The organism is Streptomyces sp. NPDC057623 (assembly GCF_042800355.1).
Classification (GTDB): domain Bacteria; phylum Actinomycetota; class Actinomycetes; order Streptomycetales; family Streptomycetaceae; genus Streptomyces.
Genome location: NZ_JBHVGZ010000002.1, coordinates 26,211 through 50,019, shown reverse-complemented (window position 1 = coordinate 50,019; position 23,809 = coordinate 26,211). Strand labels below are relative to the sequence as shown.

Below are 23,809 nucleotides of genomic sequence, written 5' to 3'. Positions count from 1 at the left end.
ACGCTGATAACCGATGGTTATGACCATGGACGTTCATGTGCGCGACCTGCGCTACTTCGTGACGGTGGCCGAGGAGCTGCACTTCACCCGCGCGGCCGAACGGCTGTACGTCTCCCAGCCCGCGCTGAGCAAGCAAGTGCGGGCGCTGGAGCGGCAACTGGGCGTCGAGCTGTTCCGCCGCGATCCACCGGGAGTGACCCTGACCGAGGCCGGTACGGCGCTGCTGCCGCACGCACGGCGGGTGCTGGACGCCTGGTCGCGGGGGTCGGCGGCGGTGGAGGCCGCCCGCGCGGCGGCACGCGGCACGCTGGTCGTCGGCATGAGCACGAGCCCGGGCCGTGGCGGCCTGCTCCCGGCGATCCGCTCCCGCTTCACCGCCGCCCACCCGGACACCGCCCTGCGCCTGCGCCAGGTGAGCTGGGAGGACCCGACAGCGGGCCTGGCCGACGGCGACGCCGACGTGGCCTTCGTCTGGCTGCCCCTCCCCGACGCCGGCCGCTACGCCTGGACGGTCCTCGCGCGGGAGCCCCGCCTGGTCGCCCTCCCGGACTCCCACCCGCTGGCGGCCCGTACGCAGGTCGACTTCACGGAACTGCTGGCCGAGCCGTTCCTCGCCCTGCCGCCGAGCGCGGGCCCGTTGCGCGACCACTGGCTCGCCCTGGACGAGCGGGACGGGCGGGCGCCGCGCGTCGGGGCGGAGATCGCGAGCACCGAGGAGACCTACGAGGCCCTGGTCGCGGGCCTCGGCGTCTGTCTCGTGGCGGCCGGCAACGCCCCGCTGATCACCCTGGGCGGGGTGGTCACCCGGCCGGTGCGCGGCCTCTCACCGAGCCGTTACGCGCTGGCCTGGCGTGCCGAGGACGGGCACCGTCCGCTCGTACGGGCCTACGCACAGGCGTGCCGGCAGGTGACAGGGCGGCCCTGACCCGGCTCACGCCTCTTCCGTCGCGGGCTCCGCCATCGTCGTGCTCAGGCTCAGCCGCGCCTGCTCCTCCTCGACGATGCGGCGGGCCAGGGCGAGGTCCGAGATGTCGACCGCGTCCGGTGTCGACTCGGCGACCGCGCTGCGGCGGGCGTACGCGTCGAACAGGCGGGACTTGTTCTCCAGCAGCCGCACCAGTCGCTCGTCCACCCCGCCCGTGCAGAGCAGACGGTGCACCTGGACCGAGCGGACCTGGCCCATCCGGTGGGCGCGGGCGACCGCCTGGTGTTCGACGGTCGGCTTGAGCTGCGGCTCGCAGAGGATGACGACGGAGGCGGCCTGCATGTTGAGGCCCACGCCGCCGGCCTCGATCTGCGCGAGCAGCACGGCATGGCCGGCGACGGCGGCGAAGTCGTCGACGAGCCGCTGCCGTCGGGCCGGGGGCACGCTGCCCGAAATCGGCCCGAAGACCCGTCCGTTCGCCGGATCCGCGCCCTCCCCCGCTTCCGCCCCCGGCGCGTGCGCGGCCGCCAGCGCCTCCCGCACTGCCGCCAGTACGTCGCGGAACCCGGAGAACACGACGACCTTCAGCCCGTTCTCGGCGGCCTCGGCGGCGATCTCGCGCAGTCGGTCCAACTTCGCCGACCGGTCCGGGCGGGCGTACGCCGCTCTGCGCATCGCCATGAAGTTGCCGGCCCGCACGGCCTCGCGGTAGGCCTCCTCGTCCGCCGCGCTGGGCTCCTCCCACTCGTCCGTGTGCTGGAGCGCGGGGAGTTCGGTGAGCACGTCCTGCTGGTTGCGGCGCAGATAGACCGGTGCGACCGCCTTCCGGAACGCCTTGGAACCCGCCACTCCGTCACGGTCGTCGACGGTCGCGGCCAGCTCCGGCTGGAGGATCCGCACCAGGCTGCGGAACTCCTCGACGCGGTTCTCCATCGGCGTGCCGGTCAGGAACAGCACACGGTCGCAGTGCTCGGCCCATGCGGAGACGGTCCTGGAGCGCAGAGCCTCGGGGTTCTTCACGAAGTGCGCCTCGTCGACGACCAGCATGCCCAGCTCGCCGCGGCCGGGCACCGGGAAGCCGCGCAGGGCGTCGAAGGTGGTGACCGCGACGCCGCCCCGCCCCTTCCAGTCGGCGAACGCCTCCTGCCGGTCGGGGCCGTGCAGCGGTGTCGCGCGCAACGCGCTGCGCTTCTCGATCTCCCGGGTCCAGTTGATCAGCACGCTGGCCGGGCAGACCACCATGAAGTGGCTCTGCCCGTCGGCGGTGAGATGCGCCAGCGCGGCGATGGCCTGGATCGTCTTGCCGAGCCCCATCTCGTCGCCGAGGATCGTCCGGCGCTGGGCGAGGGCGAAGCGGGTGCCGAAGGCCTGGTAGCCGCGCAGCGAGACCCGGCGCCGCGTGTCGTCGAGGGTCTGGGTCCTGACCCGCTCGGCCACCTCGTCCGGCAGGAACCCTTCGGCCGCCGCGGGGTCGGGCGCCCGGCCGGAGACCTCGGCGAGCAGGCTGTAGTACTCGGCGGAGCGCAGCTCGAAGTCGACCAGGGCGGCCAGTTCGGACTCCGGGCGGCGCAGCAAATCGACCGAGGTCTGGGCGAGCAGTTCGGGCACCGCGTCCCGGTCGGCCTGCTCGGTCAGGGAGCGGATCTCGGCCACGGCCGCCAGCGCCTGTTCCCGTCCGGCCTGCCCGGCGAACAGCATGCGCAGCCGCCCGGCCACCGGCCCGGCCTCGGCCAGCAGCGGGCCGAGCCGCTTGTTCAGCGCCGCGGCCGCGTCGACGGCCCGGCGCGCCTCGGGGCCCGCTTCCACCAGCACGCCCAGCGCCATGACCAGGGCGGTGGTCCGGGGTTCCGGCCGGTCCACGTCGATGTGTACGGCGATGGTGTCCCGCACGGCGTCGGCGATGCGCCGGGCCGCGGCCACCGTCTGGTCGGCGGTCTGCTGCCCGACCCCGGGCAGCTGGCGCAGGCGGTACGACCCGGCGTCGAGCACCTGCCCGACTGTCCGGAACCCGCCCTTCTCCACCTCGCCCAGGCGCAGCCTGCCCTCGGTGACGTCCTTGAGCCGGGCCACCGGGATGACGTCCAGCTCGCGCCGGGCCAGGTCGTCATGGATCGGCGCCAGGGCCTCCCGTACGCCCGCGACGGCTCGCTCGTGATCCCCGGCCACCGCCTGCGCCGCCTCGTACAGCCGCCCGCCCCGGGCCACCGCCTCCCGCTCACTCCGCCCCATCGCGCCCCGGCCCCTTCCCGCCCCTCCGCCGCGTCCCCGCATCCTGCCATCCGGGGCGGGGACGGGTCCGGCCGGTGGCCGGCGGGACCGCCCTGCCGAGGACCGGTGAGGGGCCCGCCGAGCAGCAAGAGCGCCGCCCGATCACGGAGTCGGTCTCTCGCCTCTCCGGTCCGGTGCCGCCGCCCAGCCGATGAGGGCGCCGCGCAGTGCGGCCACCAGGCGGGAGGCGGCCTCGTCCTCGGTGCGTCCGCTCTTGATGAGGTCGAGGATGTCGCGGGGGGTCGAACAGGGCGTTCCACAGGTACAGGGCCTCGTCGCCGAGGTCGCCGAGTCCGAGGTCCTCCGTGGTCTGCCGCAGCGGTTCGGTGAGCGCCTCGGCCTGGGGGCGAGGTAGCCGGTGTTCTCGCGCAGCCGTTCCAGATAGCCGCGGTGGGAGCGCATCTGCGCCATCGCTCCCCCGTGTTCGAGGACGAGCGACACCCAGTAGCGGGACACCGCCTCCAGGCGCTGCATGCCGCGGGTGGTCTGCGCCGCGCTGAAGTCGCGCAGTTCGGAGCCGACCTCCGGGGTGGGGAACGGTCACCATCACCGTCGAGCCCTTCGGGGGCCGAAGAGGTCGGCCGGACGATGCCTCCACGGGCGACCGCGCACTTGTGGCACGGGGCCATCGCCTGATCCGGCCGCTCCCGCTGCCGGCCAGACAGCTGGACCCGGCCCCCACACACACACCGGCGACCGGCGCCGCCCGAGGACGCACGCCCTCTCGCGGGAATCCGCCAGCGATCCAGCACGGGGACCTCACCGGCATCCCAGCACCATCCCAGCACGGGAAAAGACCAGGGGCCCGACGCCGAAGAGTCAGACCCCTGTTGACCTGCACGTTTACCAGATCAGCGATGTGGTGACGAGCTACCCGCTACACGTTGAAGCGGAATGTTTGGTGCAGAGCTCCCACCTGCGAAAACGCGGTTTCTGGGGTGCCCATCCCAGCACCATCCCAGCACGGTAGCCACGTCCCAGCACCATCCCAGCACGGCGGCGCGTCACCCACACCTACGCGGCGGGTTCGAACGCCGTCTGCATGATGGCACGGCACCGGTCCCACGCCTCCGGCACCAGGTGCCCGTAGATGTCGACCGTGGTTGTGATGGATTTGTGCCCGAGCCAACGGGAGACCTCGTGGATAGGTATGCCCGCGGCGAGCGCGGTTGAAGCGAAGAAGTGCCTCAGCGAGTGCGGGTGGTACTTCGGCTTCCCCTCCACATCGACAAGGCCGGCAGCGACGCACGCCTTCCTGAAGTGATACGAGTAGGTGTTCGCCGTGGGCATGGTGCCCTTGCCCCGCTCACGGGGAGCGAAAAAGACTTCGACCTGCCGCGCCTTCCCTGCCTTGTCTCGGAACGTGATCGGGATCGGCGCCCACAGCTTCTCGTGCTCGTCGATCTCCGTGCAGATGAAGGGCGCGACCGGCACGTCGCGGTACTCGCCCTCCTCGCGGTGCTTGAGCGGGACGAGCCGTGTCCGGCAATCGTCACGGTGCGCCTTCGCGCTGATCTGCCAGCGGATCCGGATCATGTCGTTTCGCAGGCATCCGACATGGAAGGCCAGGGCCTCGCTCACTCGCATGCCGACCCCGGCCTGGAGCCAGACAGTGAGCTTGTACTGGGGCGACATGTGCTTGTGCAGCAGCCGCACCTCGTCGAGGGACGGGATTTCGTCCTCGTCGACGGCGCGCGACCCAGGGGCGTTCTTGACGTCCTTGGTCGGATCTTCCTGGATCCGCTTTTCTTCCTTCGCGGACCAGAAGATGTGCTTCACCATCTTCATGCGGTCGTACACCGTGCTCGCGGCCAGCTCTTTACTGATGGCCGCCTTGAAGTGCTCGATATCCCGCTTGGTCACCCCGGCGAGGGTTTTCCGACCTAGCCGGGGGACGAGATGGTTGTCGATGAAGCCCTTGTAATTGTTATAGGTTCCGTCGCCGATTATTCGACGTTCGAGCCAGTCTTCGACATAGACACGGACGGTGATCTTGCCAGCATCGGGGTCAATGTAGACCATCATCCCCTTGTCGGTCTCGACCTTGGCAGCAAAGGCATCCGCGCCGTCCGGACCGGTCTTCTTCGCGAACGTCTTTTCGCGCTGCCGCGCCGTTCGACCGCCAGGCTCCCGATAGCGGACCGTCCAAGAATGCCCACAGCGCGGCTTATCGCACGGGTATGTGGTGACCTTGGGATCGGACTTGCATCGCTGGTATACGGTTGCCAACTGACACCCTTCATGTGCGAGGAATGGCCGAGCGGCCGTTATCCGTAGTTGTCTTCGAGATAGGCGATGATGTCGCGCTCGCGGAATCGCAGAAGGCGTCCGACTTTCTGCGCCTTAAGCCCCCACGCTCGATATTTGTTCTTCACGGTGATCTCGCTCACCTGTAGCCAGGAAGCCACTTCTTCCGGAGTGAGGAGCCTGTTGCTTCCGCCGGCGGTCACGGCGCCACCTGCTTGGCAGCAGAAGAGACTTGCCGTTCAGCGCCGCCGTGGAGGCAGCTACCTGAGCGAAAATGGGCAGGGGGTATCACGGATCGGCGCACGTTTGGGTTCCTTGCTGGGGCGCGGGGGCGATTGGGCAATGCCGACAGCACTACCCATGCCATGAGGGGCTTGGAGCGGAAGCCGACAGCTACAGGAATGCAGCGGACGGGCCGGGTACTACCTCTCTCTTTGCTAGGCCCTGTCTGTTAGCCCGCTCCGACTCCACCGCCAAGCACAGTCGGGTGCGAACTCCCTCAATGGTCTGCACGATCCCCGGTTTCGGTAACCGGGGATCGTGGGCTATATTCCGCCCCGCAACCGAGGGCTACGAAGTAAGCCGGTAGGACCTGAGCGCGGGGTGTACGTCGTCGTCGACCAGGACCACGAGTCCGTTCTCGGTGAGTCGGCTGAGGTTGCGAGCCACGACGCGTTCGGGGGTGCCGACGGCTCGGGCGATACCTCGGGCCTCAGCACCCGGGTGAGCCGCGACGTGCGCGAGCACCATCAGGTCTTGGCGATGCCCGCGCTGCACCAGGTCCTCACCGAAAAGGCCAGCGGCGCAGACGCAGAGGCACAGGGCTGTGGAGAGGGCCGCGTAGTCGGCTTTCGTCTGGGCGGTCCATGCGTTCATGGCGCCGAGCGCCAGAAGGATCGGAGCAGTAACGCGGGTCGATCGAAGTGCGGCTTTCGGCAGGTGGGCCTCCTTGCTAAGGACCAGGGCGCGAGACGCCAGACGGAGGCCAGCGCGGCCCTCTGGCACCAGCACCGCTGGAAGCGTCTCTGACCTGGTGTTTTCCGGGGAGGTTGTACGTTGACATGGTCTCCGGGGGTGGTTCCAGTCCCCCGGGGCTCTTTCTCGTCTGCCGTGGGCGAAACGAATCCGTCCTCGGGCCTGTGATGAAGCCGTCGGTGAGCGCTGTCTGTCGCGACGGGAGGAGGGGGCCTGCACCCTCGTCACGGAGCATCTGCGCCACTGGAGTATTCCAACTGGCCACTGGCTACCTCTGAGTGAATGGGTCGCCCAGTCTCGAATGACATTGCGCCGGTGATATCACCTCAGCGATAGGAAGCCACGCTCCTTGTGGTCCATGGTGGTCGTCCGCCGCCTGCTGGGCTGCTGACAGATTCGTTGGATCAGCTGTGGACGCGCCCGGTGAAGTCGGCAAGCGATCCATTCACTTGTGGGAGATCGCGTTGACGCCATAGCTCCCGCCCTGCGAGAGGTCACAGCCATGCCCCGCCCGTTCGGAGACTCGCCCTACGCGTTCACTGTTCCACCCTCGGTTGCAGCAGTGCCAGCCGCACGAGACCGCGTTGTCCAGCGTGCACAGCGACTCGGGCTGGTCCTGGATGAGGAGCTGACCAGCGACTTGCGGTTGCTCACGGGAGAAGTAGTCACGAACTCAATTACGCACACGCAGGCTGCATGCGTGGTGTCCGTGCGCTATTTCGGCGATCGGCTTCGCGTGGAAGTCACCGACGTTGACCCCACCTTGGTACGCCCCTCCCAGGCCGAGGCGATGGACGAGAGTGGGCGGGGACTATTTCTTGTTGCCGCCTTGGCAACCAAGTGGGGCTCACAGCCTTGCGTAGCGGGGAAGAAGACGTGGTTCGAACTGGCGGTCCCCGCTTCCGTGGTGGGCACCACAGCTGTAATCGCTTCCCAGGCCGATGGTTCCGCAGTGGAGTCGGTGTCAATAACCCGTGCACACTTACGAATGGAGCATCAGGCAGCCTGACCCGCGCACCAGGCCGGCATCGCCAATCAGAGCGGCGCCAGTCGAGATGAAGGCCCCGGCAGACCGCTTCGGGCTCAATCCCGATATTTCTTAGGCTTATTGATGGAATGTCAGGTAATTTCCCTGCCGGCCTCGCCTAGTACGGCTTCCCACGGGTACCGGCGCCCCGGCGCCCCAGCCCGCGGCTCGGCGAGCGGCCATACCTCGTCTCCATAGATCAGCCGCACGCCTGAATCGTGAAGGGCTTTAATGTGCCTTTCCCATGCGGGGTGGCGAGCGTGCGCGGCGTTCACACGGGGCCAGACGACCACCGGGAGGTCCAGTGTTCCGATGGCTTCGTTGACCTGTGTCAACGCCTGGTTGTCTGAGATCCCCAGGGCGAGCTTGGCGACGGTGTTGGCGCTTGCCGGGGCCACGACGTAGCAGTCCACAGGCGGATGTGGCCGGGAGTCACCCGGCAGACGTGATTCGGACCGTACGGGAAGGCCGGTCAGCCCCTCAAGCTCGGCCGTCTCCCCGCTGGTGCGGAGCCACTGATCTGCGGTCGGTGTGAGCGTGACCGCAACCGTCCAGCCCCGTTCGAGTGCTGGGACCACGAGCCCTGTACGCAGTTCCTCAATCCCGCCGGCGCTCGATCCGACGACGCCCAGCACCTTGCCCTGCATCGAACTCACTGCACCGCCCTGCGTCGTTGGGCCATGGCCAGCAGCCCGGCCGAATGACTGCCGCCCGTGACCGGGGGCTGCTTCCTCAGGTCGCGAAAGGTCTCGCGTACGCGTGGATTGTTCCGCACGAGCTGGGGCGAGGCGCGTTCGGTCTCCCGCAGTTCCCTGAAGGACTCTTCGACGCGCCCCCTGGGGCAGAGGTCGCGGGCGTAGTCGATGCAATGAGACACGGCGCCTTCCGCCGGCATGCGGGACACGTCGATGCCGCCATACTCGACGACGTACGGGAGGCTCTCCAAGCCAAGCTCGATCGACAGGCGGTGCAGCTCGACGTTCGTCGGACCGAAGCAGGTCTGTCAGTGGTTCTCGTCGGAACCCAGCCGGTCGGCGAGCCGCTTCGCCTTCTCCAACAGAGAGTTGGCGGTGTGCCGGTCCTGGTGCTGTGCAGCGGCCACAGCAGCTCGCAGATGAATCATGCCAAGCAGGCTAGGGGCGGCCGGGGCGTCGTCGCGAACCTGACTTGCGAGCCAGGCCGCCGCGGTGTCGCCCAGTTCGAGGGTGTCCTCGTATCGCCCGTTGGCCAGCAGCGCGTGCGTACCGGAGCGGGGGACGGAGACCAGCGACAACGGGGTCCTCGGATTCGTCCCCGGCCCGCATGGCGCGCTCGGCCGGGAGCCACGACAAGTCGGACTCACCGACCTTGGCGAGAGTAGACGCTGCGGTGTCGCAGTTCCCGTTGGCAGTGGCGGGCTTGGCTAATCAGCGGGAGCGCCTTAGGGAAGGTGAGCATCCTGGTAGTGGTCCAGCCGGGGCCCGGTCCCAATGGTTAACCATCTCGTCGACTGCGGGGAACGCGTCCCAGTCGTGTGCCGAGATGACGCGGGGGTCAGCGGGATCGGCTGGGGGCACAAGGCGCGCGGGTCGAGCGCGAGCGTCATCCAGTCTCCCCCTCGTAGATGGCCGGGCAGACCATCGCGGCAGATGACGTGATAGTGCCCTGCCCTTCGGCTACGGGGGGGGGACCGAAGGACAGGGCGGCTCGTGATCAGAACCCGGCAGTGTCGCACCCAGGCTCTGACGGGTCTATCGCAATTCGCGCAAGAGCGACTCGGCGATCGCGGCCATAGACTCAGTCAACGGGGCCTTCTTGCCTGTCCGTCGGTAGGCGCGCTCGACATTGGCGCACAGCAACAGTCGTGACAGCCTGCCGCTGCGCGTGGACAGGACGTCCGCGAACAGGGACTGCACTCGCTCCGCGAGAGCCGGCACGGTCAGGGACGCGGACCACAGGCAGGCCGCATCCCATCCCACCGGTCCCATTCCCCAGCTCTCCCAGTCGATGAGCGAAAGGCGGGGGCCACAGAGGTTGGCGTACCCAAGGTCGCCGTGGGCACACGCCCAGTCGGTGATCGTCGTGTCGATGTCCGCGCCGTAGACCTCGTGGATCCGTCGGGACAGGTGGGTTTGGCCCATGGACACCCGGTCAGTGGAGTGCTCTGCGAGGTTGGTGAGAGCAGTACGCAGGTCGGTCCACCAGTGCTCGGGAAGTCCGGGATCCGCAGTGATGTCGCCTGTGGCTGAGAGGGCTCCGTTTTCCACGAGCATCATCTCGTCTGCGCGCCACACCACGCCACGTGCCTCGTCGGTCCAGACGGCTGCGGCCGACCATTCAGGACGCGGTACTCCTGCGATGGCGGCTGCAGCCTCGAAGCCCGTCCAAGCCTGAGCATCGATCTCGCCTGTACGGCGCCAGGCGAGCCGGACCCAGGTGCCTTCGTCAGTTCGGAATCCGGCAGTGCCGTTGAATTTGCTGAAGTGGCCGTCCTGCCGCTTGAGCTGACGACCGAGCCGTCGCTCGATGCCGTCGAGGACGTCGTCGAGCTGAACGGTAGAGAGGTCATCCAAGGTGGCTTGCACTATCGGTCCTTCCAGGACGGGGCTCCAGCCCTCACGGTAGCCCTCTCGTGCAGCAACTTCCGATACGCCGTCACTGTCTCGCTGTTGACCTCAAGTCGCGAGCCCTCGACAACCTCGGTGAGGTGGTCGACGTGGGAGGTGCCGACCGCGAGGCGGGTCACCTCGGGGATAGCGAACGCTGCGGCGACACCTGCCTGGAGCGCGTTGCCGTGCTGGCCCGACGCGAGGAACGTGGAGGTGTCCACGGTCTGCCATATCGGGTCAGCGGCGTCCCCGGCGAAGGGGGCCATGCCCCACATTTCGGTGATCTGTATGCGGTCGACGAGTTCGTCCAACGCGGTGAGGATCCCCGCGGAGACCATGAGGCCGGCACGCACCATGGCCACGTCCGGACGCGGGATCTCCCAGCTGGCCTCGAGGAGAGATCGGGGATCCCAGGAGGAGATCCCCCAGCTCTTGCAGAATCCCGCCTCGCGCATCTCCAGCAGCGCGGCGCACGCGTTGGCGAGATCCGCGACCGAAGACTCGGGGTTGTGCAGGAGCACTGTGTCCGGAGTACGGCCGAGTTCAATCGCCGACTGCTCGACCGCAGCGCGAAGCCGCGCAGGGTCGAGGTCGTGGCCGTCGGGGAAGTAGCCGACCTTCGTGGAGATGGTGAAGGCGGAAAGCAGGTCGCCGGCGATCGCCGCGAGGGTCCGGTGAGAGGCGAACTGGTGATAGTTGAACGCGGTGTCGAGGTCCGTGACACCCAACTCCAGGGCGCCCTCTAGAAGGTGTCGGGTGTGACCAGTCCGGTATAGGCCGAGAGCGATTCGGCGGTCAGCGGTGCGCACAGCCCCTCCTGGATCAAGTGCTCGGCGAGCGTGGTGAGGTCTTGGTCGTCGTCGGTGAGGCGCACCGGGTGCCCGGACAGAAGGCTGCGGAGGGCGGGTTCGGCGCGGCTGTGGAAGGTGAGGCGCTTGCCGCCGCCAACCACCTGGACTGTGCCGCCGGAGGGCGTGATGACCGGCTCGAACTCAGTGACCGTTGCGACGTATTCGAGCGGGCCGAACACTGGAACGTGGGGCATGTGTCGAGCGGGCGGGGTGTTCGCCCGCAGTTCCGCGAGGTATCGCTTGGGGTCGTACTCGCGGGCGAGATCGGTCAGCTTCGCGGCGAGCACGTCGCCGTCGACGGTGCCGTCGCTGCGCTCCAGGTCCGTACGGAAGGCGTCGTCCGCGCGCGCCGCGTCGGACAGGAAGTTGGCCCAGGTCACGCCGGTGCGCTTGGTGAGGCCGAAGGTCACGTGGAGGGAGTGGCCGTTGTCGCCGGAGCCGATCCTCGTTGCGGTGTGCCAGAAGCCGCGGGGTATGTGCATGACGTCGCCGGCCTGCATGGTGCCCTTCCAGAGCACCTCCTCCGACGGAGTGAGGTTGCGTTCGGCATCGCGGTACATGGGCGCTGGGCGGGAGGGACCTCGGACCTCCCAGGACTTCTCGCCGGAGAGCTGGACGGCGATCACGTCGTGGTCGTCCCAGTGCAGGTTGAAGCCGTCCGTGTCGCCGACCGCAAGGTAGGCGTTGGCGGAGGTGAGCTCGCCGGACCACCAGCCCAGAGCGCGGCAGGCGACTTCCAGCGTCGGGTCGAAGAAGTCGACGTGGTCCAGGACAACGGTTCCGCCGCCGTTGAGGATCCGGCCGAGGGCCGCCATGTCGGCTTGGCTGACGGCCTGCCTGCGTCGGTTGACGTTGGTGGACAGAAAGAGCGAGGGATGTACCTCGTCTCCCTCGGCGTAGCAGCGCAGCTGAGGGTTGGCGAGGTGGCGGTGCCGGATCGTCTCCAGCAGCCGGTTCGGGGTCATCAGCCGAGTGATCAGTTCCGGGTCGGCTAGGTGTCCGCGAGCGAACGCGGTGCCTACGGGCCCCGGCCCGCCCCAGCCGAGCGCCTTCTCGATACCTGTGACGAGCCGGTGCTCCATGGTTCCTCCTATTCCTTGGGAAGGTTCAGGCCGTCGCGGTTGTCGCCGTCATCGCCCGCGCTGTTCTGAGAGCTGGTGATGTCTGACCGCTCCGCTTCGCTGCGGTCGTGGGCCACGGCGAGCAGCTCGACGGCGACCAGCAAGCTGACGCTGGTCCCGCCTCCCTCCTTCTTGGCCTTCGTGCTCTTTGTGGTCGTGGTCACTCGGCACTCCTCTCATCGGGGCCTCTCGACAAGCGAGTGGCCTGGGGATCCTGCGGCTGCACAAGACGCAACCGCTGAGTGATGGTGCAACCTGGCGCGTACGCGCCAGAACCGCCTCCGGCGTCCGTGGTGCTTCAGATGGAGGTGAGGCGGGGCCTGTCGACGGCGCCCGCAGTTGCGGGTGTACCGGCGCTTCGGGAACGATGCGCTCCTGACGTTCCCCGATTCTCACGGACTGCTTGTCCGTCGTGTTAACCCTGCTTCTGACAACGGGACTTCGCACATCACTGCCGTGATATCACCAGGGTGATCGGATGGTGATCGTCATTAGCTACAGAGGGAGTTGCTCGAAGACCACGGTGTTCCTCTGCTCTCAGTACCAATTTGTCAGCAAGCCGTACGAGGAGCGACGAGGATACCGACGTCAGACATACACCTGATTTCAGTAGCCCGCGGGCAGTTGAGCAGAATTCTTGCCAACCGACGGTTGGAGCATCGGGCAGGTCAGCTCGGCGGGCACCGAGAGTCCGTCTAGGAGCACAACGATTCTATCGATGTTCGTGAGACGCCGCTGACCTGCCTCCAGCATTGACAAGAAAGCTTGACTCAATCCGGTCAGCCTGGACATGTCCTCTTGACGGAGCGAACCGATCTCACGAATCAGCCGGCAGAGCCTACCGAAGTCCCGGCAGGATAAGGCATCCCGTATAAGTTCGGAGTGCCACACGTGCGGTGGGACAACGGGGCGTGCGGGCGGATCCTCGCGCAGATGACGGGTGCATCCGCTGCAATAGGCCGTGCTGTTGTATCTACTTAGGCGGCATCCACAACGGCCGCAGCGAGGTGCACCTTCTGCGATCAGTGGTACGTCAGCGGTCTGGATCGCCGGCACGTTCATCCACTCCTTGATGGGCGGAACAGCGCCTGAGCCAGGGCGACGGTCGCCGTCCCGATGTGGGCCTGTGCTCCAAGCAGATAGCTCAAGGCGTGCCGATGGTCGCGGCGATGGTCACTGGAGCATGTCTTTGTCCCGGAGAAGCCAATTGCCGCATGAGAGTTCCTCAACTCGACATATGGCACACGCAACTTCACGGCAGAGGTCTGTTCGCAATCAGGGTTGACTAGAACTGGTGCCTAGTGAACTCGCCTTGACGCAGAATGGGTATGGTGAGACGTGGTTGAAGCGGTATACGCGGTTTACAGCCGGAGCGGGAGGCGATCGTGGCAATGCAGAGAGATCCCAACCCCCGCCTGCGTGACGCCATCGATGCGTCCGGCTGCACGTACGAGGCGCTAGCGAAGGACGTCCGGCGCATCGCGGCCGAGAACGGCGAGACCCTCCAGACGAACAAGTCGGCTGTCTCGCACTGGGTGAACGGCACACGCCAGCCCACCGGCCAGACCGGCCAGTATCTCGCCGAGGCCCTATCCCGCCGGTCAGGCCGCACCATCACTCAGACCGAAATCGGACTGCGCGCACCAGACTCCGAGGCGTCGGACGAACTGGATCCCGTCCTAGCGGCCACCGACCTGGGTCGCGCGGACGTCGAACGGCGCCGCTTTCTTGCGGTGGCCGCCTTCACCACTGCCGGCGTTGCCATGCCGCTCGCCCACGATCACGAGGCCACAGCCCGAATGCTTCGCGCCCGCACTGGTAGGTCAATGGTCGGGGCAGAGGAGGTGGATGTCGTACGCCAAATCACAGCAGCCTTCAGCTCGGCCGACGAGCGTCTAGGTGGCGGCCACGGCCTAACAACCGTAACCGCATACTTCGCCGACACTGCCGCTCCGATGCTCCGTGCACGTTTTCCCTCAGAGGGGTTACGCCGTTCAGCCTTTGGTGCAGTCGCTGAACTTGCCTACCTGGCAGGCTGGAAGCATCACGACCTTGGTCAAGAGGGCGCCGCCCAGCGTTACTACCAAGTTGGCTACCAGCTCGCCTGCGAAGCCGACCCTCACGGCCACGCTGCCTGGATGATGCGCGCCCTCGCCCACCAGGCCCTCAGCCTCAAACAGCCCCACCACTGCGTCGACCTGGTCGAAGGCGCTCTCGCTCGCGGCCTTGGTCACGTGGACGGGCAGACCGAAGCCCTGCTCCACATCACCCTCGCCCGCGCATACGCCGCCGTCAGTGAGAATCCAGCAGCGGCCCGGGCACTACTCGCCGCGGAAGACGCTCTACTGCACGACGACGGCCCCCAGCCCAGCTATTCCCGCGTGAGCGGCCCCGCTGCCGGCACAGTGGCCAGCCATACCGCCCGCACGCTCACCGACCTTGCCGACCACATAGGCACCGAGCAGCAGCACCGCGACGCCCTGATCCGCTGGGACCCCGAGAAGTACAAGCGCGTCCACGCCCTCACCCACGCCGACCTCGGCGACAGCCTGGCCGCGCAAGCGCGCGCCGACGAGGCCGTAGCCGCTTGGTCTCAGGCTCTAACCCTCATGGAAGGCATGACCTCTGACCGCACCCGCAAAGCGATCACCTCCCTCCGCTCCACCCTCTCCATCTACCAGCGCCGCAAAGTACCCGGAGCCGCCGAACTCGCCCGCCGCGCACGCGAAGCGCTGGCCTAAGCTGCCCACCAACCGGCCGACGAAGGGACACCAGCCGTGGTTCAGCGGACAACCGACGACCAGCCCAAAGCCCTCCCGCCCGCTCTCGAATCCATGACCCTGCTGGTCGCCGCCGTCATCGTCCACGACCAGGCCACCAACCGCGTCGTCCTCCTCCAGCGCAGCCAGAACGCCAAGTTCGCACGAGGCATGTGGGACCTCCCCGTTGGCAAGAGTGAACCCGGCGAGCCCATCACCGAGACCGCCGTACGCGAGCTGCACGAGGAGACCGGCCTCATCGTGAAGCCGGATGCCCTGAAGGTCGCCCACATCATCCACAGCGCCTGGGGCGTCGAAGCCCCCAATGGCTTCCTCACCGTCGTCTTCGCCGCCCACGAATGGACCGGCGAACCCGAAAACCGTGAACCCCGCAAGCACGCCCAGGTCCGCTGGGTCGACGCCAACGCCGTGCCTAAGGACTTCGTCGACACCACCGCCAGCGCCCTCCGCTGTTATCTCGGGGACGGCCCGCAGGTATCCCTTGACGGCTGGTGACAAATTGACTCAGTTCGCGCGTCGTTGGTAGCGCAGCCCAGGCGCGCGGTCAAGGTCGAGGCAGAAGCCCTCTGGTGGCCTGTCGTCCGCCGGATTCGTAGGAAGTGTGAGCGTGAAGCCGTCCGCCGTGTACTTCGCAGGCCCAGTACGACTGAGACGGGCTGGGGTACCTCGACGCCACAGGTACAGCGACTCTTCGTTGCGGGTCAGGCGGAGGGTTCCGGGCACGTCTTCGCATGCATACGTGCCGAGCGGCGTGTGGTGGGTGTGCGTGCCTGGGTGGTTCTCCGGAATGTGCGGTGTTGCGGGTTGGCGCTGAAGGGACCGGGACAGGACTTCGCCCAGATCGGCTTCGGGGTGCTGGTTGAGGTCGGTGACGGCGGCAGCAGCGACGTGGTCGGCGACGATTCCGGTGTGGTTGGACAGACAGATGACGCGGAGCCCCGAGTTGGTGAGGTGCACTGCGGCGGAGAACCCCTGTTCGTGGCCGTAGTGGAAGACGGCAGTTCGGCCGGGTCGGGCATCGGCATACAGGCCAGCTCCGTAGGTGAACGGGTGGTGGTCACTTGGCTGGTAGGCGAGGTGCTGCTCGAACGGGAGTGGATTGCCGGCGGCGGGTTGCCATTCGTGCCACAGGTGGTCGAGCCAGCGGTCCAGGTCGGTGACGGTGCACCACAGAGAGCCGGGGCCGGGCAGGGCGACCGGCTGCTGCTGGTGGAGCCAGCCGGCAGCGGTGAGCTGGTAACTGGCGGCGGCGCCGGGAACGACCTCGCGTGGGTCGCTCTTGAACCGGGCTGAGGTCATGCCGAGCGGGGTGAAGATCTGTCCGTCGGCAACTGTCTGGAGGGAAGCGTCGTGGACGCGTTTGAGGACTTCGCCGAGGAGGAGGTAGCCGGTGTTGCTGTACAGGAAGTGGCCGGGTTCAACGGCACGGTGGCGCTGTCGGTAGGCCAGTTGCAGCAGGTCGTCGGCGGTGTAGTGGTCGAGGTCGCGGAAGCCGGCTAAGGAGAGCAGGGACTCGGCGTCACGGATTCCGCCGCGGTGCTGTATCAGCTCGGCGACGGTGACGCCGGGGATCCGGAAGCGCGGCAAGATGTCGCCGACGTGCCAGTCCAGATCGAGGAGGCCGTCGGAGGCGGCTCGCAAGCACAGGTACGCGGTGATCTGCTTGGCCACGGAGCCGACGTTGAAGGTGGTGTTCTCCTCGATCGGTGCACCGAGTTCGAGGCTGGCAGCTCCGGTGTGTGCCTGCACGGGAGGTTCGTCGACTGCATGGGCGCGAAGGATCAGGCCCGGCTCCTGCGCTCGCACCTCCCTACGGACAGCCGGTGCGGTGGTGGAGGTGTCCGTATAGTTCACAGGCTGAGGGCCTCGTGGTGAACGCCATGCAGACGCTGGCGCAGGCCCGTGTCGGGTACGAGGGCGAGCGCACGGGCGTGATCGTCTGCGGTCCTGGCGAGCAGATCGCGCTGCTGGGCCAGGTAGGCGGTCAGGAACTGGTGCACGGTGCCTGTGGTCTCGGGAAGGACGCGAGCGGTGTAGACCATGGTGAGCGGGAAGGCCCAGCAGGCGTGCAGGAAGCCGAAGGCGGGGCGCATTGTCTGCTTCCACGGGGAGTAGAACTGCGCTTCGTCGCTGATCTTGGTAGCGGTAGCAGTCAGTGCGTCATTGAGCCAGTTGTGGCCGGCTTCGTGGATGAGGTCGCGGGCCAGGACAGCGGGCTCATCGATGTGATCGCAGAAGACGGTGCCTGGCAGGCGGGTGATAGTCCAGCTGTCGAGGGTGTCGCCGAGTTGCTTGTGCCGTAGCAGAACCACGACGACGGCGTGAGCTGCAAGTAGGTCGGCGAATCCGTTCTTTGCACCGGTGGCGAAGGCGGCTGCAGCAAGCTCCTGCAGGCCAGGGCTGGCCGTGATGCTCTCGGGGCTCAGCACGTAGTACGGGGTCTCGGAGATCGCCGAGCGGGGCAGGCGGTCAAGCCCAGGGGCGACCACGATACGTGCTCCGACGGCGGTGGGAGTGGACAGTGGCGCCGCGTTCGCGTCGGCATGGGCGGTGTACCAGTCGAACGTGGTGGTGTCGCCAGCGCGGGCGGCGGTCTCGGCGCCCTCGAGGGCATGGTGGGCCAGGCAGTACTCGGCAGCCGCCGTTGCCGGGGATGCAGCGGTGTCGGCCAGTTCCGGGGTGGCGGGCTGGATGACGGCACGGATCCGTTGGGTGCGGTCGAAGTGCAGCGTCTGGGCGGGGGTGAATGAGAAGGAAATCGCGGGCGTGTCCACTGGGCAGATCCTTCCGACAGGGCTCGGCCTGGGGCCGGCCGTGAAGGTCCGGCCCCAGGAAATACTCACCGGCGATCTGCCGCCGGTGTGGTGCGTGGAGGTCAGGCGGTGGTGTCCGTGGTGACCTCGGCCGTCGGCCAGCCCTCGGCGGAGACGCTGGATGTGTGGGCGGTGCTGCGGACGGTCTCGTCGTCGCCGCGCAGTTCGTCCACGGCGGTGAGGAAGTCGCTGATGCGGTCGGTGTCCATAAGCGTGCTCATCCTTTCCGTAATGAGGTGTTGAGGCCGTGCACCTGCTGGAGCCAGTGATGGGGCGGCGGGCGGGCGGTGTTCACCGCAGTCCTCCCTTCGGGAGTGGTGGTTCAGTGACCGCGCTGGGTCAGCGCGGCGGCTGGGGTGGCGGCTTGGCGCAGAGCGCCGCAGAGTTCACTCATCTCGGGCCGGTCCTGCGGCTCGGGAGCGAGGGCTGCGGAGATCACCGGGCGGAGTCGGGCAGGTGCCGCGTCGAGCCGCGAGTGGCCGTGGCGGGGAATGTCCGCGCACAGGAAGCGGTAGGCCAGGACGGCGAGGCTGAAGGCGTCGGCGGCCGGGGTCGCTCTGTCGTAGGAAGTCGCGTACTCCGGGGGCCAGTGCACCTCGGGGCCTCGGGCGGCTGGGCCGCGTGGGGTGTCGGTGCGGCGGGCCGCGCCGAGGTCGGTGATGAGCCCCCGTCCGTCGCGGATGAGGATGTTCTCCTGGTAGACGTCGCGGTGCACGATTCCGCGCTGGTGCAGCGCGCGCAGGCCCTCGGCGACGTCGGCAAGGATGCCTAGCCCGGCCGTAGCCTGATCGCGGTCACCAGCGGTCGCAGCTGCCAGGAAGGGACTGAAGTTGCCTCCCGGGCAGTACGGCATGGTGTACCAGTCAAACCGGTCGGTGCTTCCTTCCTCCAGCACGGGCACGACCTGATCGGCTCCCGCGGCGGTGCGACTGATGGCGATCTCGTGGCGGAAGTCCTCGCGGGTCAGGGCCCGTTCGGCGTCGGTCATCTCCGCGTACCAGTAGAAGCCGTAAGAAGCCCTGCGGGTGTCGTCGTCGAGCTCGGCCAGGACGTGGTTGCTGCCGAAGCCGGCCTTGAGGACGACCGGGGAAGCTTCCTCGCGGCTGGCGAGGACCAGGGTGCTTGCACGTGTGAAGGCGAGCAGGTCGTGTACGCGCCAGCCAGTGTCACGGACCTGGTCCAGGACCCAGGCGGCCGGGTGGAGGGGGTGCAGGTGCATGGTGCGGCTCCTCACTTTCGTGCTGCCTGGCGAGGGACGGCACGCAATTGGTCCAGGCAGGCGGCGGCTAGCAGGTCGAGGTCGGGCTCGGCGGTGCATGGGTGCCGCAGCACGGGCAGACCGGTCGTCTCGGTCCAGGCGGTGGCGGCCTGCTCGTACAGGTCTGCGAGCCGGGTAGCGGTCGGCGGGTCCTCTCCGAAGCGGCGCGATGTGGTCCTGCGGGAGAGCCGGGTGTGGCACAGCTCGGGCGAGGTGGTCAGCAAGACGGTCAGCTCCGCCCGCGCGGCCGTCACCTCGGCCAATTGGCGGACGTAGTCGGCAACAGGTTGGTCGTGCAGCAGCGCGAGCAGACAGGCGGTCGACAGAGTGAGCCGGTCGGCAACCACCGCACCCATGGACAGGGCGGGGGCGAGGTTGTGATGGGCGTGGAGTTCCAGATCGCGGCGGGCGGCGGCCATCGCCGTCTCACCGCTGTCTGCCGGACGGCCGGCCCGCAAGCCGATGATGGTGCGGGTGGCTCGGAGCGACAGCCACGAGAACTGGCCGATGTGTCCGAGATGGATGTCGTCGGCCGCGGCTGCGGCCAGCAGTCGATCGCGTGCCGTGCTCTTCCCGGCTCCGGCGATTCCCTCCAAGGCCAGCAGCATGCCGCCTCATCCCTCTGGCTTCTCGGCGATCAGCCAGCTGATGAACTTCGCGCCCCGGCCGCGCAGTACGGGCTCGGTGCCGTGGGTGAGCTGAGATCCGTACAGCAGGGCGGTGCCCGGGGCAGGGCTGACGCTCCACCGGGTGCGGGGCATCTGCGCGAACCAGTCGGCGGAGTAGTCGGCACCGTCGTGGGCCAGCCACATACCGTCCGCGTAGCCATCCCTGGTGGCATCGTCCAAGCGGGTGTTCCACAGGCGGTCGCTGGAGGAGCTCTCGACGTAGAAAACTCCACCGGCGTCCGCCTCGCTGATCACCACGCTGATTCCGGCGATCTGCCTCGGCCAGGCGAGCGGGTCGGGGGCGATGCTGTCGAGGTGGCCGGTGATGTGCTGGCCGGGACCGTACTCGACGTAGGTCCACTGCCGGCAGGCCGTGATCGACGGCATGACGCGGGAAAGGGCCGGTCGCGCGCGGTCGAAGGCGCGCTGCAGCACTTGCTCGGCCTCGTCGGGGATCTTGGGTATCTCCACCCGTCCTGCCGGCTCGTACACGGACATCGCCTGCTCGTGGGAGTGACCGGGGATCTCGTGGATGGAGGTGGTGCGGTGCGTGCCGAAGCGGGCGCGTTCCTCCTCGGTGAGAAAGTCGTTCATCACGGTGGCGAGTCGGGTCTGTTCCGTGGTGTCCAGGAATCCTTCGACGCTGCCCATCGTGACGGTCTCGGCGATGTGGATCACGATTCGGTCCTCCTCGTTTCGAGCACGCGGCGGACGTCGTCCAGGCCGGTGCAGTGGTTGAGCCAACTGGCCACGGGTTGGCGGGCGGTGGCGGTCGGGTCGGCCCACAGAGCCAGCAGCTCGCCAGTCAGCGGCAGTTCCTGCACGTCGGGCAGCGGCTCCGGCACGGTGAGCTGGTCCAGCGCCAGGCACGGGGCGGTGTGCTGGGCGGCGAAGACCCGCCCGAGGCGCGCCGCCGCCGCCCGTCCACACGTTTGGAGGAGCGTTTCGGCGGGGTCGTCCTGCCGGTAGCCGCGGCACTCGGTCTCCGCCCACCCCGCCGCTACCGCTGCGGCTGCGGCAGAGACGCAGCAGGTGGCGCAGCACGAGCCAGCGGCCTTCGGGCATGGCTGGTGGTGGGCCGGGATGGTTGTGGCTACCTCGACGAGAGCCGCCCACGCCGAGTCGTGCAGTAGCTCGTCGGCGGTGCGGCGGCCAAGGGACGCGCCATGGTTGCAGCACGCAGGGCCCGCGCCAGGCGGAGGGCTGGGCCGGTGCGCGGGTTCGATGAACAGGGCGTGGAAGTACACGATCCGCCCAAGTAACTGGTGGATCGTCAGTGCGTCTGCCGCGCTACTCACGCTGATGCTCCCCCAGACACGAGGGCGGCTGCGTGCGGCACCGGGCAGGAGCAACCGCCGCCCGTAGAGGGCCGTTGACCGCGCAGCGTGTCTGCGATGACCTCTGTGGCTTCGCCTAAGTTCTCGAAGTACGCCGACCAGCTGTGACCGGGGGCTGGCTGTAGCGCGAGGTCGAGTACGGGCATCGTGCGGCCGCTGGCCTCACAGGTCAGTTCCGCACGACCGAGGGTCACCTGCACGGTCATGGGCAGGTCGGTGGCCGCTGCAGTAACGGCACGGCACATGGCGGCAGCCGTCTGGGCGTACTCGTCAGGGTCGCGGGGGAGGATGCCGACCCGTCGTTCGGTGGGCTCCAGGTCGAGGCCGGTGTAGGGGTGGCCCTGGCAGCTGTCGTACGTGACCAGTCCCCATTCGCGGGTGATGACGTCGACGAGAGGTCGGACTCCGGACTCAATCGCCTCGTCCCACTGGGGATGGATCGGGTCCAGGTCGTCGGCCTCGTGGACGCCGGGCAGGCCGACGGTGTTGATGTTGCCGTGTGTGCTGGTGTTCAGCCGCAGGGGCGTGCGTGGTTCGTCGGCGCTGTTCCAGCGGGCGAGGAAGGCGGCGACGTCACCCATGCTGTTGGGCGTACGGGGGCGCCAGCGCAATGTCTGGCACCAAGCACCGTCAGGATGGGCAGGCTGGGCGAGGAGGGCGGCGATACCGTCGATCATCCGTATTCGGTAGTCGCAGTAGGCGTCCTGGTCACCCGCCTTGTCATAGCGCCAGCGGGTGGCTACGCAGCCGCCGCCGCACGAGGACCGGTACGCGCAGGTCGTGCACCGCTCCATCAGGGCTTTGCCCTGGTTCAGCAGCGGCAGCCGCCGCTGGCCCGCGACGACCTCGGCCTGATCGGCTACCTGGCCGAGGCGGGTGAGCTGGGCCTGGGGCCAGGGCAGTTCGTCGCAGCTGCCGAGCCGACCGTCCGGGTAGAGCGTGAAGACGTGGTCGCACTTGAGGTTGGAGAAGTGGCAGAAGCCGGTGTCCAGCCCGCGGAGCCGGCGGATGGTGGACACGGCCGGTTCCAGCTTCAGACGGGCGAAGTGCCCGGCGCGAATCCATCGGACGGTGGCAGCGAGAACGAATTCGGCGTACTCGGATGGCCGGATAGACCATGCGGGACCGTCGAGGCCACGTACGGCAGCGCCCTGGAGCCGTCGGCTTTCCGGAAGACGGCGTCCCTGGGCAGCCGTGGACCGCTGGACAGATGTGTCGAAGCAGGGCACGAAGCTGACAGCGTTGACCGCCTCGAACCCGGCCAGGTGATCTAGGACCGCCGTGGCGCGGCCGAGCACAGACGGGGTGACTGCGGCGATCACCCCTGCCTTGCGTCCCCGGGCGGCCAGCAGTCGCAGCGCGGCGGCGACGCGCGGGTAGGTCGGCTGGCCGTCGTAGCCGACCCGCCAGGCGTTGCCCGCCGGGTCCCCGTCCAGGGAGATGCCTATCTTGAGGCGTGGGTACAGGGCGTCGAACAGGTCCAGCCACTCGTCGTCCAGCAGGACGCCGTTGGTCTGGAGCGAGACCCGGATCACGCTGGGTTGGGCAGCGAGTTCGCGGAGGACGTCGGCCACGTGGTCGCGGCCGGCGGTCAGTGGTTCGCCACCGTGGAGTTCGACGGCGAGCGGACGCCCTTGGAAGAGCTCGGCGAGCTGGCGGACCTGGCTGGCGTCGATCCGGGCTCCTCCTGGGGCCTCCTTGCGCTTCTCGTAGCAGTAGAGGCAGTCGATGTCGCACGTCTCACCGCGTAACTTCAAGATCACCGATACGGCGCTGCTGGTGTCCTCGGTTTCCAGGCCGCGGTATATATCGGCGATCGGGTCGTGCTGTTCAGTGGTGCGGTGCATCGGCTGCCTCCCTGGGGGCCGTGACCGGACGAGGATCAGTCGTACAGACGTCCCAGAAGGGCACCTTGGCCGGACTGGAGGATGTGGGCGGCTTCCAGCGGGATCCAGAAGCACTCGAAGTGCGTGGGCTCCTGTTCCCCGTCGTGGTCTTCCTGGCTCATCCACCGCTCAGGGGTGGGTTCGGTCAGTTCCAGGTGGAAGACGTGGCGGCGCTGGATTTCGAACCGGTACGGGCTGATGTCGTACTCGGTCTCGCCGAGCTTCCGGACGAGCTTGAAGTCCTTCAAGCCCGTCTCTTCACGAGCCTCTCGCAGCGCCGCTGCCTCCGGCGTCTCTCCTTCGCGAATGCTGCCGGCCGGGACCTGGATGCCGACCTCTTCGTAGCTGTAGTCGGTGTGCCGGAATACCAGCAGCTTTCCGTCGCGCACGACGTAGCAGAGCACCTTGTCCTTGGTGACCTTCTCGGGCACGGGAACACCCCTCTTCGTTCATCGGAACTGGGCAGACACCGGCGCCGCCCGCGGCCAGGGCAGACACCCGCATGCACTCCTATGGCAGCGAACGGTCTACGCCGGATAAACGATCTCGAGTCTAGGTGGCCTGACGGGGCGTCATGGCGCCAGCAGGAACGTTCGAACTCGTTTGCGCGATACGGGAGATGGAGCAAGTTGAGGCTCTTGGCGCGTTGGTCACGCTCGCTTTCTCGCCTCGCCTGTTGGCTGCCCTGGACAGGTGGGCGCCCGAATTTGCTGCAGCCATTGGGCATCCGGTTGCCCCCGAGGTTCTGTTCGCCGGTGAGCCCATCAGGCTGCCGCAAACCCGCCGGTCGGGCACATCTCACCGGTGATATCACAAGAGTGATATTCCCCTGGCGTAGCGTCGGGTCGAGAGCCTTCGAGTGCACGCCTGGCTGGGGCTAGGTCGGGCAGACACGGCCGGGGCATGACAGCAGAGCGGAAGATCGTCATCATCGGTGCCGGCGTGGCCGGGTTCCCCCCCCAAAACCCCCCCCCCCCCCCCCACCACCCCCCCCCCCCCCCCCCCCCTCCCCCCCCCCCCCCCCCCCCCCCCCCCCCCCCCCCCCCCCCCCCCCCCCCCCCCCCC

The 23,809-nt window shown here is 68.0% G+C and carries 25 protein-coding genes; 4 read left to right on the top strand and 21 right to left on the bottom strand.

The window, feature by feature from the left end:
- Positions 1-19 precede the first annotated feature (19 nt).
- Entirely contained in the window at positions 20-925 is a 906-nt protein-coding gene (locus ACFU95_RS02440) for a LysR family transcriptional regulator (protein WP_383820583.1), read from the top strand.
- 6 nt (positions 926-931) lie between these two features.
- Here the strand turns inward: ACFU95_RS02440 and ACFU95_RS02435 are convergent, their stop codons facing one another.
- From ACFU95_RS02435 to ACFU95_RS02415, 5 genes are all read right to left on the bottom strand, one after another.
- Positions 932-3,154 (bottom strand): DEAD/DEAH box helicase, encoded by a 2,223-nt coding sequence (locus ACFU95_RS02435; protein ID WP_383820580.1) that lies wholly within the window; start codon positions 3,152-3,154, stop codon positions 932-934.
- A gap of 141 nt (positions 3,155-3,295) precedes the next feature.
- Complete coding sequence (locus tag ACFU95_RS02430; protein WP_383820577.1) at positions 3,296-3,667, bottom strand: hypothetical protein; 372 nt, start codon at positions 3,665-3,667, stop codon at positions 3,296-3,298.
- Positions 3,668-4,207: 540 nt separating this feature from the next.
- A complete protein-coding gene (locus tag ACFU95_RS02425; protein ID WP_383820575.1) occupies positions 4,208-5,422 on the bottom strand; it encodes a tyrosine-type recombinase/integrase in 1,215 nt (404 codons plus the stop codon).
- 38 nt (positions 5,423-5,460) lie between these two features.
- Complete coding sequence (locus ACFU95_RS02420) at positions 5,461-5,643, bottom strand: helix-turn-helix domain-containing protein (protein ID WP_383820572.1); 183 nt, start codon at positions 5,641-5,643, stop codon at positions 5,461-5,463.
- A 367-nt stretch (positions 5,644-6,010) separates the two neighbouring features.
- Entirely contained in the window at positions 6,011-6,316 is a 306-nt protein-coding gene (locus ACFU95_RS02415; RefSeq protein ID WP_383820570.1) for a winged helix-turn-helix domain-containing protein, read from the bottom strand.
- A 601-nt stretch (positions 6,317-6,917) separates the two neighbouring features.
- Here ACFU95_RS02415 and ACFU95_RS02410 point away from each other — a divergent pair.
- Positions 6,918-7,424 (top strand): ATP-binding protein, encoded by a 507-nt coding sequence (locus tag ACFU95_RS02410; protein WP_383820567.1) that lies wholly within the window; start codon positions 6,918-6,920, stop codon positions 7,422-7,424.
- Positions 7,425-7,534: 110 nt separating this feature from the next.
- Here the strand turns inward: ACFU95_RS02410 and ACFU95_RS02405 are convergent, their stop codons facing one another.
- The 7 genes from ACFU95_RS02405 to ACFU95_RS02375 form a co-directional block, all read right to left on the bottom strand.
- Entirely contained in the window at positions 7,535-8,089 is a 555-nt protein-coding gene (locus tag ACFU95_RS02405; protein ID WP_383820565.1) for a flavoprotein, read from the bottom strand.
- A gap of 5 nt (positions 8,090-8,094) precedes the next feature.
- Positions 8,095-8,388 carry a hypothetical protein gene (locus ACFU95_RS02400; RefSeq protein WP_383820562.1) on the bottom strand — a complete coding sequence of 98 codons (294 nt, stop codon included), beginning with the start codon at positions 8,386-8,388 and terminating at the stop codon, positions 8,095-8,097.
- Between the two features lie 57 nt (positions 8,389-8,445).
- Positions 8,446-8,715 carry a hypothetical protein gene (locus tag ACFU95_RS02395; RefSeq protein ID WP_383820560.1) on the bottom strand — a complete coding sequence of 90 codons (270 nt, stop codon included), beginning with the start codon at positions 8,713-8,715 and terminating at the stop codon, positions 8,446-8,448.
- A gap of 457 nt (positions 8,716-9,172) precedes the next feature.
- Positions 9,173-10,006, bottom strand: a complete 834-nt coding sequence (locus ACFU95_RS02390) for an aminoglycoside phosphotransferase (RefSeq protein WP_383820557.1) — start codon at positions 10,004-10,006, stop codon at positions 9,173-9,175.
- The gene (locus tag ACFU95_RS02385; RefSeq protein WP_383820554.1) at positions 10,006-10,839 is read right to left on the bottom strand and encodes an aldo/keto reductase; all 834 of its coding nucleotides are present in this window, start codon (positions 10,837-10,839) and stop codon (positions 10,006-10,008) included. Before ACFU95_RS02385 ends, ACFU95_RS02390 begins: the two co-directional genes overlap by 1 nt.
- Positions 10,773-11,963: a JmjC domain-containing protein gene (locus ACFU95_RS02380; protein ID WP_383820551.1), complete on the bottom strand. Its 1,191-nt coding sequence runs from the start codon at positions 11,961-11,963 to the stop codon at positions 10,773-10,775. Before ACFU95_RS02380 ends, ACFU95_RS02385 begins: the two co-directional genes overlap by 67 nt.
- An 8-nt stretch (positions 11,964-11,971) precedes the next feature.
- On the bottom strand, positions 11,972-12,166 hold the full coding sequence (locus ACFU95_RS02375) for a hypothetical protein (RefSeq protein ID WP_383820548.1): 195 nt from the start codon (positions 12,164-12,166) through the stop codon (positions 11,972-11,974).
- A gap of 1,221 nt (positions 12,167-13,387) precedes the next feature.
- Here ACFU95_RS02375 and ACFU95_RS02370 point away from each other — a divergent pair.
- Together ACFU95_RS02370 and ACFU95_RS02365 are read left to right on the top strand one after the other, a co-directional pair.
- Entirely contained in the window at positions 13,388-14,743 is a 1,356-nt protein-coding gene (locus ACFU95_RS02370; RefSeq protein WP_383820546.1) for a tetratricopeptide repeat protein, read from the top strand.
- Positions 14,744-14,779: 36 nt separating this feature from the next.
- Positions 14,780-15,277 carry an NUDIX domain-containing protein gene (locus ACFU95_RS02365; protein WP_383820544.1) on the top strand — a complete coding sequence of 166 codons (498 nt, stop codon included), beginning with the start codon at positions 14,780-14,782 and terminating at the stop codon, positions 15,275-15,277.
- A gap of 9 nt (positions 15,278-15,286) precedes the next feature.
- On the opposite strand, the gene ACFU95_RS02360 is transcribed toward ACFU95_RS02365, so the two are convergent.
- The 9 genes from ACFU95_RS02360 to ACFU95_RS02320 all read right to left on the bottom strand — a co-directional run bounded on the left by ACFU95_RS02360 (position 15,287) and on the right by ACFU95_RS02320 (position 23,175).
- On the bottom strand, positions 15,287-16,531 hold the full coding sequence (locus ACFU95_RS02360) for a serine hydrolase domain-containing protein (protein WP_383820542.1): 1,245 nt from the start codon (positions 16,529-16,531) through the stop codon (positions 15,287-15,289).
- A 101-nt stretch (positions 16,532-16,632) separates the two neighbouring features.
- Complete coding sequence (locus tag ACFU95_RS02355; RefSeq protein ID WP_383820539.1) at positions 16,633-17,556, bottom strand: aKG-HExxH-type peptide beta-hydroxylase; 924 nt, start codon at positions 17,554-17,556, stop codon at positions 16,633-16,635.
- 101 nt (positions 17,557-17,657) lie between these two features.
- A complete protein-coding gene (locus tag ACFU95_RS02350; protein WP_383820536.1) occupies positions 17,658-17,804 on the bottom strand; it encodes a hypothetical protein in 147 nt (48 codons plus the stop codon).
- A 113-nt stretch (positions 17,805-17,917) separates the two neighbouring features.
- The gene (locus tag ACFU95_RS02345) at positions 17,918-18,814 is read right to left on the bottom strand and encodes a protein kinase (protein ID WP_383820533.1); all 897 of its coding nucleotides are present in this window, start codon (positions 18,812-18,814) and stop codon (positions 17,918-17,920) included.
- Positions 18,815-18,825: 11 nt separating this feature from the next.
- Complete coding sequence (locus ACFU95_RS02340; RefSeq protein ID WP_383820531.1) at positions 18,826-19,461, bottom strand: hypothetical protein; 636 nt, start codon at positions 19,459-19,461, stop codon at positions 18,826-18,828.
- A gap of 6 nt (positions 19,462-19,467) precedes the next feature.
- Positions 19,468-20,199 (bottom strand): hypothetical protein, encoded by a 732-nt coding sequence (locus tag ACFU95_RS02335; RefSeq protein ID WP_383820529.1) that lies wholly within the window; start codon positions 20,197-20,199, stop codon positions 19,468-19,470.
- Positions 20,196-20,819: a hypothetical protein gene (locus ACFU95_RS02330; RefSeq protein ID WP_383820526.1), complete on the bottom strand. Its 624-nt coding sequence runs from the start codon at positions 20,817-20,819 to the stop codon at positions 20,196-20,198. The genes ACFU95_RS02335 and ACFU95_RS02330 overlap by 4 nt, the downstream gene beginning before the upstream one ends.
- The gene (locus ACFU95_RS02325) at positions 20,816-22,705 is read right to left on the bottom strand and encodes a radical SAM protein (protein ID WP_383820525.1); all 1,890 of its coding nucleotides are present in this window, start codon (positions 22,703-22,705) and stop codon (positions 20,816-20,818) included. Before ACFU95_RS02325 ends, ACFU95_RS02330 begins: the two co-directional genes overlap by 4 nt.
- Before the next feature lie 35 nt (positions 22,706-22,740).
- Entirely contained in the window at positions 22,741-23,175 is a 435-nt protein-coding gene (locus ACFU95_RS02320; RefSeq protein ID WP_383820522.1) for an NUDIX domain-containing protein, read from the bottom strand.
- Positions 23,176-23,809: the final 634 nt, after the last annotated feature.